A 12,750-nucleotide genomic window follows, 5' to 3' on the forward strand; every position below is an offset into this window, starting at 1 on the left:
GGCTTAGATGCGTCGTCCAATTGCGGACACAGGAACCTCCCTTGGTAGATATTGCTCCGATCCGCCTCCCCAAACCGCCGGGGACGGCGCTCATCAACATGGCGATGGCGGCCCTGATCGTGACCGGCCTGTATTTCGGCCGCGAGATCCTGGTGCCGGTGGCACTGGCCGTGCTGTTCAGCTTCGTGCTGGCGCCGTTCGTGATCCGGCTGCAGGCGTGGCGGGTGCCGCGCACGATGTCGGTGCTGGTCGCGGTGTTTATCGGCTTCTCGATCGTATTCAGCCTCGGCGGGCTGATGGTCTCGCAGGCCAACCGGCTGGCCGAAGAGCTGCCCGGATACCAGCAGACCCTGCGCGAAAAAATCCACGGCCTGCGCGGCTTCGCCACCGGCGGCTCCGGCACGCTGGAGCGCGCCTCGAAAGTGCTGCGCGAACTCGACAGCGAATTGCAGAACCCCAACGCCGGCCGTGCGGCGCTCGACGGCTTGCGCCGGCAGCCGGTCGACAAACCCATGTTGGTTGAAATCCGCCAGCCCGATCCCGGCACGCTGTCAACGCTGGTGGCGATCATCCAGCCCTTGATCCAGCCGCTCACCACGACCGGGATCGTCGTCATCTTCGTGATCTTCATCCTGCTGCAGCGTCAGGATCTGCGAAACCGCTTCATCCGCCTTGCCGGCTCGCACGACATGCAGCGCACAACGGCCGCGCTCGACGACGCCGGCGAACGACTGAGCAAGCTGTTTCTCAACCAGATGATCGTCAATGCCGCCTTCGGACTGCTGGTGGGGATCGGGCTGCAGGTCATCGGCGTACCTTCCGCCCCGCTATGGGGGCTGGTCGCGACCATCCTTCGTTTCGTGCCCTATGTAGGCTCGCCGATCTCGGCGGTGTTTCCGTTGATCCTGGCCGCCGCGGTCGGATCCGGCTGGGGCATGCTAATGGCGACCGCCGCTCTGTTCGCGACGCTGCAACTGATCGCCGGGCAGATCGTCGAGCCGCTGGTCTATGGCCGCAGCTCCGGCCTGTCGCCGGTCGCCATCGTGCTGTCGGCGTCGTTCTGGACCTGGCTGTGGGGACCGATCGGGCTGGTGCTGGCGACGCCGCTGACGATCTGCCTGGTGGTGGTCGGCAAACATGTCGACCGGCTGCAATTTTTCGACGTGCTGCTCGGCAACCAGCCGGCGCTGACGCCGCCGCAACTCGTCTATCAGCGGATGCTCGCCGGCGATCCCGTCGAGGCGTCGCAGCAGGCGCAGACCTATCTGCAAGGTGCGTCGCTCGCGGACTATCACGACACCATTCTGCTACCGGGCCTGCGTCTGGCCGAAGCGGACATGGGCCTTGGCCGACTGCCCGCGGACCGCATCGATCGCATCCTCGACACCGTCAGCGAGGTCGTCGAGGACCTCGACAGCCATGAGGACATCGTCGTCGAGGACAAACCCGCCACGGTCGACCATCGCTCGGATCTGGCGCGGCTCGATGCCGTGGTGGCGGCGGATGAGCCCGACCACCTGCCAGCCGCGTGGGAGGCGCCGGAAGCCGTGATGTGCCTGCCCGGTGCCGGAAAGCTCGACGAGGCCGCCTCGCTGGTCCTGGCGCAACTCTTGAAGAAACGCGGCATCGGCGCCGCCGCCGAGCAGGCCGATGCGCTGTCGATCGCGCGGTTCTTCTCGCTGGACCTGTCGAAAGCGCAGGCGCTGTGCATCTGCTACGTCGGCAAGCCATCGGACGCTATGATCCAGTATGCCGTGCGGCGGCTGGCCAAGAAGAGTAAAAACGCGCGGATCCTCGTCGCCACGCTCGGCAGCGGGCGCGTCGCGATGTCGGCGCCGATGCCCAACATCACGCTGTCCGCCGGCAATTTCTCCGATGTGGTGGACGATATAAGCGACGTGGCGATGGGGCGAGCGCCCTCTTCGAATCTCACCGCGCTGGCGGCAGGCGTCGATGCCGCGCTGAACCGGGCGGGGAAAGTTTAACTGTGCGCAGGGTGGGCAAAGCGAAGCGTGCCCACCATGGCGGTTGCGGTGGGCACCGCGCAAGGAGCGCCTCTGCCCATCCTACGGCTCACGCGTTGAACCAGTCTTTCGCGTCGCCGGTGAAAGCGTAGTACAGCCCTGCCCCGGTCAGCGCGGAGGAGATGATTTCGATGAAGCTGTCGAACTGCAGGCCGTAGACGCTCAGGATCTGCGACAGCGAAAGCAAAGAGAACACCAGCGACGCCGTCAGCAGCCAGCGCGGCCAGCTCTTGCGGCCACGCGAGGCAAGATGCACCAGAAACACGAACAAAAGCAGTATCGAGGCGGCGACGATGTTCGCGGCCATGATAGTGCTCTCGCTGATCCCGTCGGTGGTGCTGCGGTCCTGAAACGCGATCGATAGCGCATCCAGCGTCAGCGATGCGTAGAGCAGAACCTCGAAATAGAAGACATTCTTCGGCAGGTCCTTCGACGAATGGATCGGGCCGTGTTTGCTGGTCATCGCCATCAGGTCGACTGCTATTCTTTCGGAAATTCGAGGCCCATTTCGCGGTAGCGGTTGGGGTCATCGCCCCAGTTCTCGCGCACCTTGACGAACAGGAACAGGTGCACCGGCACGCCGGCGATCTCGGCGATCTCCTTGCGCGAATCCGCGCCGATCGACTTGATGGTCGCGCCGTTCTTGCCGAGCATGATCTTGCGCTGGCTTTCGCGCTCGACGAAGATCGTCTGCTCGATGCGGATCGACTTGTCCTTGCGCTCGGTCCAGCTATCGGTCTCGACCGTCGACTGGTACGGCAGTTCCTGATGCAGCTGGCGGAAGATCTTTTCGCGGGTGATTTCGGCCGCGAGATGCCGCATCGGTGCGTCCGACATCTGGTCTTCGGGATAATGATACGGGCCTTCCGGCACGTCCTTCGCCAGCCGCTTGCGCAGATCGTCGACGCCGTCGCCGGTCATCGCCGAGATCATGAAGGTCTCGACGAACTTCATCCGCTCGTTGGCAGCCTGCGCCAGCTTCAGGAGCTTCTCCTTGGAGACGATGTCGACCTTGTTGATGACCAGGAATTTCGGGTGGTTGACGCTCTCCAGCTTGGTGAAGATCGCATCGGCCTCCTCATCGATTCCCTCGCGGGCGTCGAGCAGGATGCACACGAGGTCCGCATCATGCGCGCCGCTCCAGGCGGTCTTGACCATCGCGCGGTCGAGCCGGCGCTTGGGCAGGAAGATGCCGGGGGTATCGACCAGAATGATCTGGGCGTGGTCCTCGATCACGATGCCGCGGATCAGCGCGCGCGTGGTCTGCACCTTGCGCGACACGATGGTGACCTTGGAGCCGACCAGCGCATTGACCAAAGTGGACTTGCCGACATTGGGCGCGCCGATCAAAGCCACGAAGCCGCAGCGGGTATCCGCCGGCATCGCATCCGGCGCGTCATGAATCTCTTCGTCGTGTTCGGCTTCGTTCACAGCATCATCCTTCGTTGCCGCCACTGCTGACGCCTTCGCGCGCGACCATCGCCTGGGCTGCGGCCTTCTCGGCGGCGCGCTTGCTGCCGCCCTCGCCTTCGGCCGGGGCGAGACCCTGGACATCCACCGCGACCTTGAAATGCGGATCGTGGTGCGGGCCGGAACGTTCGACCTCGCGATACACCGGCGTCGGCAGGCCGCGGCCCTGCGCCCATTCCTGCAACACGGTCTTGGCGTCGCGCAACGGCCTGACCGGCTTGCGCATCCGCTCGACCCAGTTGCGCTGGACGAATTCTTCCGCGGCGGGATAGCCGCCATCGAGGAAGATCGCGCCGATCACCGCTTCGCAGATGTCGCCGAGCACGGATTTGCGTAAGCGAGCGCCGGCGCCGACGCCGACCGAGCCGAGCTTGATGCCCTCGAGCAGGCCCAGCGAGCGCGCCACATCGGCGCAGGTTTCCTTGCGCACGAGGTCGGCCAGGCGCTTGGAGAGTTCGCCTTCGTCGCCGCCCGGAAAGGCACGGTACAGCATGTCGGATACCACGAGGCCGAGCACGTGGTCGCCGAGAAATTCGAGCCGCTGGTAGCTGTCGCCGCGGTTGCGCGCAGACTTCAGTGCCGAGACGTGCGTGAACGCGGTGGCGATCAGGGCTGGGTCCTTGAAGACGTAGCCGATCCGGGTCTCGATCTCGGCCGCCGCCGCCTTGAGCGCGGCGCTCTTGCGCTTCTTCCGGACCGCGGCGGATTCCGGCGCGGCCGCGGCAGGCGGGTTCACTTCGTCGGCGCGCGGCGCGGTCTCGGTGGGGATGTTGCTATCTTCCTTCATCGCACGATGGAGAAGATGCGGCTCCAGCGCACGGCCGTCGGCCAGCGCCAGATCTGCCAGGCCTGTTCGCCCTCGGCGATCGAGAAGAAGATCATCTGGGCGCGGCCGACGATGTTCTCGAACGGCACGTAACCCACCGCGGATAGCACGCGGCTGTCGGTCGAATTGTCGCGGTTGTCGCCCATCATGAAGAAGTTGCCGGGCGGCACGGTGTAGATGTTGGTGTTGTCGTAGAAACCGTTATCGACGCAATCCAAGGACTCATAGGTCACGCCGTTCGGCAGCGTTTCCTTCCAGCGCTTGACGCGCGCGGTGGCGTCCGAGCCGCATGGATCCTCGCCGACGAAGTCGGTCAGCCGCTCGCGCTGCACCGGCTTCTCGTTGATGTAGAGCAGCCCCTCTTTCATCTGGATGCGGTCGCCGGGCAGCCCGATCACGCGCTTGATGTAGTCGGTGCTGTCGTCCTTCGGCAGCCGGAACACGACGACGTCGCCGCGCGCGGGCTCGGAGCCGAAAATCCGCCCGGAGAAGATCGGCGGCGACAGCGGGATCGAATAATGGCTGTAGCCGTAGGAATATTTCGAGACGAACAGGTAATCACCGACCAGCAGGGTGGCCTTCATCGAGCCGGACGGGATGTTGAACGGCTGGAACAGGACGGTCCGGATCACCAGCGCAATCAACAGCGCGTTGATCACGACTCGGATGGTCTCGCCGATACCGCCTTCGGTCTTGGTTCCGGATGTCACGCTCATGGCTTTCCCGATTCCCGTCGCGATCGCCGCGCCGCTGGTGGATTGTCTCACGCGAAAATGGCGACGCGATGAGAAAAGGCTCTGATTCTGATGTTTAGAGCGAATTGCGGCGCAAACCCAGAGGGTCCAGGCGCATTCGACCCGGCTGAAGACGGATGCCGGCTTTTAGCGGGTTGTCGGCGAGGCCGCAATCGCGACAAAGCTGGCCCCGGCCCCATAAAATCGGCTAATTAACTGAAAAATATGCAATAATCGATTTATTGGAAGCTTAGCCCTCGGCTGTCCGCTCCCCCGAAATGATGACGAACGCCTGCGCCAGCGGCCAGTCGTCGGTAATGGTGAGGTCGATCCGCGCTTCGAACCCCGCCGGGGTCATGGCCTGAAGCCGGGCCAGCGCGCCGCCGGTCAGCCGCATCGTCGGCCGGCCCCCCGGCAGATTGACCACGCCCATGTCGCGCCACCAGACCCCCTGCCGGATGCCGGTGCCGAGCGCCTTGGAACAGGCCTCCTTGGCGGCAAAGCGCTTGGCATAGGTGGCCATCAGCATCTTCTCATTGCCCGCCCGGCGCTGCGCACGGGCGCGCTCGGCCTCGGTAAAGACCCGCTCCAGAAAGCGCTCGCCGTGCCGCTCGATCACCTTGGCGACCCGCGTGATGTCGATCAGGTCGTTGCCAATGCCGAGGATCATGCCCCGGCCCCCCGCCCCCGCGCCATCGCCGCCCGCATCAGGCGGACGGTTTCGGCCAGCCCGACGAACAGCGCCTCCCCCATCATGAAGTAGCCGATGTTCAGCTCGCGGATCTGCGGCAACGCGGCGATGGTTTCGGCGGTGGCGTAGTCCAGCCCGTGGCCGGCATGGATTTCGAGCCCGGCCGCCTCCGCCAGTTCGACGCCGGCGACGATGCGCTGCCACTCGCTGGCGGCTTTCGCCGCGTTGCCATCCTCGATGGCGTCGCACCAGGCGCCGGTGTGCAGTTCGATCACCGGCGCGCGGAGCCTGGCGGCCATCTCGATCTGGCCGGGATCGGCGGCGATGAACAGCGAAACGCGAATGCCGGCGTCGTTGAAGCGGGCGATCGATGGTGCCAGCGACTCGCGCTGGCCGACGACGTCGAGCCCGCCTTCGGTGGTCAGTTCCTCGCGCCGTTCCGGCACCAGGCAGACCGCATGCGGCTTGGTCGCCAGCGCAATCCGCACCATGTCCGGCGTCGCCGCCATCTCGAAATTCAGCGGCTTGGAGATTTCGGCCTTCAGCCTGACCATATCCGCGTCGCGGATGTGGCGGCGGTCCTCGCGCAGATGCGCGGTGATGCCGTCGGCGCCGGCCGCGATGGCGGCCAGCGCCGCCCGCACCGGATCGGGCCGCGTGCCGCCCCGCGCATTACGCAGCGTGGCGACGTGATCGATGTTGACGCCGAGGCGCAGCGGCGAGGTCTTGGTCATGACGGCAATCCGGGAGGCTGGAAGAAGACGCTAGGCGTTGACGCGCTCGACCTTGGCGACGACGGCCTTGGCGCGCAACTGGTTGATGATAGCGCTCAGATGCTTGAGGTCATAGACCTCGATATCGATGTTCTGCTCCGTGAAATCCGGGGAGCGGCGGTACATGCTGATATTGTCGATATTGCCGTCATGGTCGGCGATCACCTGGGCGATCTGCGCAAGGCTGCCGGGCTCGTTGACGTTTTGCACGAACAACCGCGCCGGAAAACGCTGCGGCGAGGTCTCATCGACGTCCCAGCGCGCATCGACCCAGCGCTCCGGCTCCTCCTCGAAATCCTTCAGCGCCGGCGACTGGATCGGATAGATGGTGATGCCCTCGCCCGGCGTGACAATGCCGACGATGCGGTCGCCCGGCACGGCGCCGCCATTCGGCGCAAACTTCACCGGCAGGTCGTGATTGAGACCGCCAACGGAAATGATCGAGGTGACCCGGCCCGCGCCGTCCGGCGTCTTGACCCGGTCCGCGGTGGCCTTGCGGTTGGTGGCGGCGAAGCGGCCGATCCGCTCTTCCTTGTAGTCGGGATACATCGCACGGGCGACGTCCGCGGCGCGCAGCTCGCCGCGGCCGACCGAGGCCATCACATCGTCGATCGAAGTCCGCGCCAGCCGCGGCAGCGCGCCCTTCAACTGGTCGTCGGCATATTCCATCTTGGCGCGGGCAAACAATCGCTCGACGATTCGGCGACCGAGCCCGGCATATTGGTCGCGCACCGCGGTGCGGGTGGCGCGGCGGATCGCGGCGCGGGCCTTGCCGGTGACGGCGAGCGATTCCCAGGCCGACGGCGGCGCCTGCTGCGCGGCAGAGGTCAACACCTCGACCTCGTCGCCGTTCTGCAATTCCGACGACAGGGGCGCGAACTTGCCGTTGATCTTGCAGCCGACCGCGCTGTTGCCGACGTCGGTATGCACGGCATAGGCGAAGTCGACGACATTGGCGTTGCGCGGCAGCGCGATCAGCTTGCCCTTCGGGGTGAAGCAGAACACCTGGTCGTGAAACAGTTCGAGCTTGGTGTGCTCCAGAAATTCCTCGGGATTGGAGCTTTCGGAGAGGATGCCGATGGTGTGGCGCAACCAGGAGAAGGCGTTGGACTCGCGCTTCAACATTTCGGTCGGCGAGCCGATGCCGTCCTTGTAGAACGCATGCGCGGCGATGCCGTATTCGGCGATCGCGTTCATGTCCTCGTCGCGAAACTGCAGCTCGACACGCTGGTTGCCGGGTCCGATGACGGTGGTGTGCAACGAGCGGTAGTCGTTCTGCTTCGGTGTCGAGATGTAGTCCTTGAAGCGGCCGGGCACGACGGGCCAGGTGGTGTGCACCACGCCGAGCGCGCGGTAACAGGCCTCGGTGTCCTTCACCACCACGCGGAAGCCGAAGATGTCGGACAATTGCTCGAAGCCGACCGACTTGCGCTCCATCTTGGTCCAGATCGAAAATGGCCGTTTGCGCCGGCCCGACACCCGCGCAGGGATGCCGCGCTTCTCCAGATTGGTGGAAAGCTGGGCCTCGATCATGCCGATCAAATTGCGGTTGCGCTCGGCCAATGCATCCAGCCGCGCCGTCACCACCGCATAGGCCTCGGGATCGAGTACCTTGAACGACAGCTCCTCGAGTTCCTCGCGCATTTCCTGCATGCCCATGCGACCGGCCAGCGGCGCATAGATGTCGAGCGTTTCCTCGGCGATGCGGCGGCGCGAGGCCGGTGGCATGAACTCCATCGTCCGCATGTTGTGCAGACGGTCGGCAAGCTTGATCAGCAGCACGCGGACGTCGTCGGCGATCGCCAGCAGCAGCTTGCGCAGGTTTTCGGCCTGCTTGGCCTCGCGCGATACCAGTTCGAGCCGCTTCAGCTTGGTCAGGCCCTCGACCAGCGCGCCGATCTCGGCGCCGAACAACCGGTCTATCTCGGCGCGGGTCGCCTCGGTGTCCTCGATGGTGTCGTGCAGCAGCGCCGCCACGATGGTGGCGTCGTCGAGCTTGAGGTCGGTGAGGATCGCCGCCACTTCGAGCGGATGGGTGAAATAAGGGTCGCCCGACGCCCGCGTCTGCTCGCCATGGGCGACCATGGCGTAGACATAGGCACGGTTGAGCATGTCCTCGTCGGTATTCGGGTTGTACGAGCGGACCCGTTCGACCAGATCGTATTGCCGCATCATGCGGGCCCGCGAGGCGCGCGGCACTTTGGCGGGGGTCACGGGCGTGGCAGCGGTCCCAGGCGCCACAGTCACTTCGGCAGCGGCCGGGGTGGCAGGCGTCAACGACGTCGCGGCTGCGATGCTGTCGCTCGCCGCTTCCATCTGCCGCGAATTACGGCGCGTCGCCATCAATCCCTCATTTCATCGCCCATGCTGGAGCGAAATCATTATGAGTCCCGAGTTTGCCCTGAAAGTGTCCGCAAAAGCAAAGGCCCGGACGATCGTCCGGGCCTTGTCGAAAATTTGATGTTCGCGAGGGTTGGCGAACGATGCAGATACCGTCGCTTATTCGTCTTCCTCGGGCTGCTGTTCCGGCGGGGCCAGGCCTTCGAGACCCTTGAGCAGTTCTTCTTCGGTCATGCGCTCGACAGCGACTTCGGTGTCGTCGGCATCGACGCTGGCACCGGCGGAGCCGATCAGCGGGATCGTGTCGGGCTCGGGCTCATCGACTTCGACGAACTTCTGCAGCGAATGCACCAGTTCCTCGCGGAGATCTTCCGGCGATATCGTCGAATCGGCGATCTCGCGCAGCGACACCACGGGGTTCTTGTCGTTGTCGCGATCAATCGTCAGTTGTGAACCCGACGAGATCATGCGGGCCCGGTGGGCCGCCAGCAGAACCAGGTCGAACCTGTTGTCGACTTTATCGATGCAATCTTCGACGGTGACGCGCGCCATTAAATGTCGCTCCGCTGTTAAAGGGGCCAGAAATGATGATTATCCGGGTTAGGTATAGGGGCTTTGCAGATTTCGCAAGAACCAATTTGGTGATTGGCCAATCACTTACCATCTGATACCTCATCATGATACCCCGCCGGGGGCCGCGAGGTACTGAATTCCGCCCCTGCAAAACCAGGCCAGCGACCACCAAAAGGGCTTTATTGCATAGTCATAAGGGCGACGATGGCCCCGTTCTCACCCTTTTGTGCGACGGTTGGACCAAACGGATCGCCGCACGTGGGCGGTTCTATTGTAAACGCACGACGAAATTGTTGCCGTGCCAAGAACGTTAGCAACAACAAACCACGTGAGAAACTTGATGTCCCCCTCATCTGACAAGATCGCGCTCTTTATTGACGGCGCCAACCTTTATGCCACGGCGAAAACACTTGGTTTCGACATCGACTACAAGCGCCTGCTCAAGGAATTTCAGAGTCGCGGCAAGCTGGTCCGGGCATTTTATTACACCGCGATCATCGAGGATCAGGAATATTCCTCGATCCGGCCGTTGATCGACTGGCTCGACTACAACGGCTACACGGTGGTCACCAAGGCGACCAAGGAATTCATCGACGCCTCGGGCCGCCGCAAGGTCAAGGGGAACATGGACATCGAACTCGCGGTCAACGCGATGGAACTGGCCGAGCATGTCGATCAGATCGTTCTGTTTTCCGGCGACGGCGACTTCCGCTCGCTGGTGGAGGCCGTGCAGCGCCGCGGCGTCCGCGTCACCGTGGTCTCGACCATCTCCAGCCAGCCGCCGATGATCGCTGACGAACTGCGCCGCCAGGCCGACGTGTTCACCGACTTGATGGAACTGCAGTCCAAGCTTGGCCGCGATCCGGCGGAACGCCCGGCGCCGCGCCACCAGACCCCGCAATTCCTGCAGCGCACGGCCGCCACCACCGCGCCGTCTGCCGCCGACGACGAATTCGAAGACTGATCCCATGCCGGCGACGACGCTTGGCGCTGTCGCCGGCATTCCCACCGATCCCGACCGCGACTGCCCGCTCTGCCCGCGGCTGGTAGACTATCGCCACGCGGTCCGGGCCCGCGATCCGCAAGGGTGGAATTCGCCGGTGCCGTCGTTCGGCCGGTCCGACGCCGCGCTGCTGATCGTCGGCCTGGCGCCCGGCGTCAACGGCGCCAACCGCACCGGACGGCCGTTCACCGGCGACTACGCCGGCGAGTTGCTCTACGCGACGCTGATCGAGTTCGGCTTTGCCACCGGCCAGTTCCTGGCGCGGCCCGATGACAGCCTGACCTTGCAGGACTGTCGCATCACCAATGCGGTGCGCTGCGTGCCGCCGCAGAACAAGCCCCTGCCCGTCGAGATCACCACCTGCCGGCCGTTCCTCATCGCCACGATGGAGACGATGCCGCGGCTGCGCGCCATCGTGCTGCTCGGCCGCGTCGCCCACGACACGATGCTGAAGACGCTCGGCATCCGCGCGGTGCTGGCGCCGTTCGCCCATGGCGCGGTGCACGACGCCGGCCGATTCAAGCTGTACGACAGCTATCACTGCTCGCGCTACAACACGAATACGCGGGTGCTGACGCCGGAGATGTTCCGCAGCGTGTTCGCAAGGGTGAAGGCGGATCTGGCAGAGGAGTAGCCCGGATGATGTCGGCACGCCGCAACGCCGCGCGACGACGCAATCCGGGGAAAGCGGTCGTGTGGAGCGGCCGGCCCCGGATTGTCATCCGGGCAACGAAGTGAGCTAGACCGGATTGGCCTTCAACCATTCCAGCACGTCGCCGGCGTTCCGGTCTGGCGGAAACACCGGGTAAAACAATTGGGTGATTTTCGCATCGTCGATCACCAGCGCCATGCGCTTGATCAAGGTCAGTTCGGCCACTTCCATCACCGGCAGACGCAACGCCTCGGCCAATTCGAGCGCCTCGTCCGACAGCACCGGAAACGGCAGATGCAGGCGCGACGCCATTTCGGTCTGGTAGGCGTTGCTCTGCGTCGAGAGGCCGAACACCTGCTTCGCGCCGGCGGCCTTCAACTCGGCGAACAGGTCGCGGAAGGCGCAGGTCTGCGGCGTGCAGCCGCGCGCGCCCGGGATCATGTCCCAATCATCGACCAGCGAGATCTTGCCGGGCTCGCCGGTGCGCGGATAGGCGAACACGACCGTGCGGCCCCGGAGTTCGGACAGCACCACGGCGGTGTCGTTGGTCGCGCGCAGGCTGATCGGGGGAACGGTCATGCCCACGAGATGCGCCGCGGCGCCGTCATCCTGCGGCGCCGGGATCTGGCTCCAGTCGACTTCGAGAAGATTGGTCTGCTTCGTCACCATGCTCACCCCCGCGACCGCATCAAGCGTCCCTTTTCGCGGCCCCAGTCGCGATCCTTCTCGCTGGCCCGCTTGTCATGCAACTGCTTGCCCTTGGCGAGCGCCAGTTGCAGCTTCACCCGGCCACGCTCATTGAAGTACATTTTCAGCGGCACCAGCGTCATACCCTGGCGCTCGACCGCGCCCATCAGCTTGTTGATCTGCTTGCGGTGCAGCAGCAGCCGGCGTGGCCGTTTCGGCTCATGGTTGAAGCGGTTGGCCTGCAGATATTCCGGGATGTTGCAGTTAATCAGCCATATCTCGCCGTCCTTGGGGTCGGCGTAGGACTCCGCGATCGTCGACTTGCCGTTACGGATCGACTTCACCTCGGTGCCGGTCAGCGCAATGCCGACCTCGAGCGTGTCCTCGATGGCGTAGTTGAACCGCGCCTTGCGGTTTTCCGCGATCACCTTGATCGGGGGGTCTTTCTTCTCGGCCATCGTCACTCGCTCTGGGCGTTATCTCGAAAACATAAGGTCGATAACGCGCGCTTCAAGCAGCCGTCAGGCCTTCTTGAGCAGGTCGCGGATCTCGGTCAGCAGCTCTTCTTCACGGGTCGGCTTGGCAGGCTCCGCGGGCTTGGCCGCGTCATTGCGCTTCACCTTGTTCATGAAGCGGATCACCATGAACAGCACGAAGGCAATGATGATGAAGTTGATGGTCAAAGTGAGGAAGTTGCCCCAGGCCAGCACGGCGCCCTGCTTCTTGGCGTCGACGAGATTGGTCGCCGTCACGGCTTTCGACAGGCCGGTGAAGTAATTCGAGAAGTCGAGGCCGCCGGTGATGGCACCGACGATCGGCATGATGATATCGCCGACCATCGAGGTCACGATGGCGCCGAACGCCGCACCGATGATCACGCCGACAGCGAGATCGACCACGTTGCCCTTCATCGCGAATTCACGAAATTCCTTCAGCACTTGCAATTCCTCTCTTCAATATGGTCAGGTCAATATGGT

Annotated in this window: 14 protein-coding genes; 3 read left to right on the forward strand and 11 right to left on the reverse strand. The window is 64.2% G+C overall.

What is annotated here, in order from left to right; genetic code table 11:
• Window positions 1-41: 41 nt before the first annotated feature.
• Window positions 42-1,985, forward strand: coding sequence for an AI-2E family transporter (locus tag FIU28_RS15585; protein ID WP_246660696.1), 1,944 nt, complete (start codon window positions 42-44; stop codon window positions 1,983-1,985).
• 88 nt (window positions 1,986-2,073) lie between these two features.
• Here FIU28_RS15585 and FIU28_RS15590 read toward each other — a convergent pair whose 3' ends face one another.
• The 8 genes from FIU28_RS15590 to rpoZ all read right to left on the reverse strand — a co-directional run bounded on the left by FIU28_RS15590 (window position 2,074) and on the right by rpoZ (window position 9,410).
• Window positions 2,074-2,493, reverse strand: a complete 420-nt coding sequence (locus FIU28_RS15590; RefSeq protein WP_246660697.1) for a hypothetical protein — start codon at window positions 2,491-2,493, stop codon at window positions 2,074-2,076.
• 11 nt (window positions 2,494-2,504) lie between these two features.
• Entirely contained in the window at window positions 2,505-3,407 is a 903-nt protein-coding gene (era, locus tag FIU28_RS15595) for a GTPase Era (RefSeq protein WP_143576217.1), read from the reverse strand.
• A 52-nt stretch (window positions 3,408-3,459) separates the two neighbouring features.
• Window positions 3,460-4,281: a ribonuclease III gene (gene rnc / locus FIU28_RS15600; protein WP_143574145.1), complete on the reverse strand. Its 822-nt coding sequence runs from the start codon at window positions 4,279-4,281 to the stop codon at window positions 3,460-3,462.
• Entirely contained in the window at window positions 4,278-5,036 is a 759-nt protein-coding gene (gene lepB, locus FIU28_RS15605; RefSeq protein ID WP_143574146.1) for a signal peptidase I, read from the reverse strand. The genes rnc and lepB overlap by 4 nt, the downstream gene beginning before the upstream one ends.
• Before the next feature lie 268 nt (window positions 5,037-5,304).
• Complete coding sequence (gene acpS / locus FIU28_RS15610) at window positions 5,305-5,724, reverse strand: holo-ACP synthase (protein WP_143574147.1); 420 nt, start codon at window positions 5,722-5,724, stop codon at window positions 5,305-5,307.
• Window positions 5,721-6,479, reverse strand: coding sequence for a pyridoxine 5'-phosphate synthase (locus tag FIU28_RS15615; RefSeq protein WP_143574148.1), 759 nt, complete (start codon window positions 6,477-6,479; stop codon window positions 5,721-5,723). Before FIU28_RS15615 ends, acpS begins: the two co-directional genes overlap by 4 nt.
• A 30-nt stretch (window positions 6,480-6,509) precedes the next feature.
• Window positions 6,510-8,861, reverse strand: a complete 2,352-nt coding sequence (locus FIU28_RS15620) for a RelA/SpoT family protein (protein WP_143574149.1) — start codon at window positions 8,859-8,861, stop codon at window positions 6,510-6,512.
• A gap of 156 nt (window positions 8,862-9,017) precedes the next feature.
• Window positions 9,018-9,410, reverse strand: coding sequence for a DNA-directed RNA polymerase subunit omega (rpoZ, locus tag FIU28_RS15625; RefSeq protein WP_143574150.1), 393 nt, complete (start codon window positions 9,408-9,410; stop codon window positions 9,018-9,020).
• Window positions 9,411-9,771: 361 nt separating this feature from the next.
• On the opposite strand from rpoZ, the gene FIU28_RS15630 reads away from it, so the two are divergent.
• Both FIU28_RS15630 and FIU28_RS15635 read left to right on the forward strand, forming a co-directional pair.
• Complete coding sequence (locus FIU28_RS15630; protein WP_143574151.1) at window positions 9,772-10,395, forward strand: LabA-like NYN domain-containing protein; 624 nt, start codon at window positions 9,772-9,774, stop codon at window positions 10,393-10,395.
• A gap of 4 nt (window positions 10,396-10,399) precedes the next feature.
• On the forward strand, window positions 10,400-11,068 hold the full coding sequence (locus tag FIU28_RS15635; protein WP_143574152.1) for a uracil-DNA glycosylase: 669 nt from the start codon (window positions 10,400-10,402) through the stop codon (window positions 11,066-11,068).
• Window positions 11,069-11,173: 105 nt separating this feature from the next.
• Here the strand turns inward: FIU28_RS15635 and FIU28_RS15640 are convergent, their stop codons facing one another.
• From FIU28_RS15640 to mscL, 3 genes are all read right to left on the reverse strand, one after another.
• Entirely contained in the window at window positions 11,174-11,755 is a 582-nt protein-coding gene (locus tag FIU28_RS15640; protein WP_143574153.1) for a peroxiredoxin, read from the reverse strand.
• Window positions 11,756-11,757: 2 nt separating this feature from the next.
• Window positions 11,758-12,231 (reverse strand): SsrA-binding protein SmpB, encoded by a 474-nt coding sequence (gene smpB / locus FIU28_RS15645; RefSeq protein WP_143574154.1) that lies wholly within the window; start codon window positions 12,229-12,231, stop codon window positions 11,758-11,760.
• Between the two features lie 63 nt (window positions 12,232-12,294).
• Window positions 12,295-12,711, reverse strand: coding sequence for a large conductance mechanosensitive channel protein MscL (mscL, locus tag FIU28_RS15650; protein ID WP_143574155.1), 417 nt, complete (start codon window positions 12,709-12,711; stop codon window positions 12,295-12,297).
• Window positions 12,712-12,750: the final 39 nt, after the last annotated feature.

Origin of the sequence: Tardiphaga sp. vice154 (assembly GCF_007018645.1) — a bacterium.
Classification (GTDB): Bacteria; Pseudomonadota; Alphaproteobacteria; order Rhizobiales; family Xanthobacteraceae; genus Tardiphaga.

Coding starts and splice junctions, on each gene's coding strand:
- FIU28_RS15590 (WP_246660697.1), bottom strand. CDS start 2,493: ATGGCGATGACCAGCAAACACGGCCCGATCCATTCGTCGAAGGACCTG.
- era (WP_143576217.1), bottom strand. CDS start 3,407: ATGCCGGCGGATACCCGCTGCGGCTTCGTGGCTTTGATCGGCGCGCCC.
- rnc (WP_143574145.1), bottom strand. CDS start 4,281: ATGAAGGAAGATAGCAACATCCCCACCGAGACCGCGCCGCGCGCCGAC.
- lepB (WP_143574146.1), bottom strand. CDS start 5,036: ATGAGCGTGACATCCGGAACCAAGACCGAAGGCGGTATCGGCGAGACC.
- acpS (WP_143574147.1), bottom strand. CDS start 5,724: ATGATCCTCGGCATTGGCAACGACCTGATCGACATCACGCGGGTCGCC.
- FIU28_RS15615 (WP_143574148.1), bottom strand. CDS start 6,479: ATGACCAAGACCTCGCCGCTGCGCCTCGGCGTCAACATCGATCACGTC.
- FIU28_RS15620 (WP_143574149.1), bottom strand. CDS start 8,861: ATGGCGACGCGCCGTAATTCGCGGCAGATGGAAGCGGCGAGCGACAGC.
- rpoZ (WP_143574150.1), bottom strand. CDS start 9,410: ATGGCGCGCGTCACCGTCGAAGATTGCATCGATAAAGTCGACAACAGG.
- FIU28_RS15630 (WP_143574151.1), top strand. CDS start 9,772: ATGTCCCCCTCATCTGACAAGATCGCGCTCTTTATTGACGGCGCCAAC.
- FIU28_RS15635 (WP_143574152.1), top strand. CDS start 10,400: ATGCCGGCGACGACGCTTGGCGCTGTCGCCGGCATTCCCACCGATCCC.
- FIU28_RS15640 (WP_143574153.1), bottom strand. CDS start 11,755: ATGGTGACGAAGCAGACCAATCTTCTCGAAGTCGACTGGAGCCAGATC.
- smpB (WP_143574154.1), bottom strand. CDS start 12,231: ATGGCCGAGAAGAAAGACCCCCCGATCAAGGTGATCGCGGAAAACCGC.